1 protein-coding gene is annotated in these 623 nt (G+C 47.5%); it reads left to right on the top strand.

Annotated elements, in window-relative coordinates:
* Positions 1-452: HNH endonuclease signature motif containing protein (locus tag P5683_RS25590; RefSeq protein WP_315645682.1), on the top strand; the 452-nt coding region annotated here is incomplete at its 5' end.
* Positions 453-623 lie beyond the last annotated feature (171 nt).

Genomic DNA, 623 nt, shown 5'->3' with positions numbered 1-623 from the left:
CAAGTTACGAAAAGCTAGGAAACTACTTCCACAAAGGAACGGTTAAACTTAGCAATGGGAAAGAGAGACATGAATCCTGGTTATTCAAGACCAAGGATGGATTCACATTATGGCAACATAGTTGGACTCCAAATGTTAGACACACCCCAATACGCCCTGACGCAACACCATACGACGGAAATTGGACTTACTGGGCAACCAGGAAAGGACAAGCAATTGAAACGCCAAACAGGGTAGCAAAACTACTCAAAAAGCAAAAGGGTAGGTGTACCTGGTGCGGACAGTATTTCGCACCATCGGATTTAATTGAAGTAGACCACATTGTACCTCGAAGCCTAGGTGGAAAGGATGAATACAAGAATCTTCAACTATTACACCGCCACTGTCACGATGATAAAACGGCGTTAGACAACGCCAAAGCTGTATCCTTAACAACGGAGCAGTCAGATTAGGAGCCGTGTGATGGGAAACTGTCACGCACGGTTTTGTATGGGAGGGGGTAGAGGCGACTCTACTCTCGACCCCTACTACTACTTACTTACGACAATAGTGCGGGAGTCTGAAAGCCCCGTCGCTTTAGCGCGGGGATGAAAGACGACACGGCGACTTGAGTCGCCGTCCTG

It is taken from the genome of Limnospira sp. PMC 1279.21 (assembly GCF_032349615.1).
GTDB lineage: Bacteria > Cyanobacteriota > Cyanobacteriia > Cyanobacteriales > Microcoleaceae > Limnospira > Limnospira fusiformis.
This window is presented reverse-complemented; position numbering and strand designations above follow the sequence as displayed.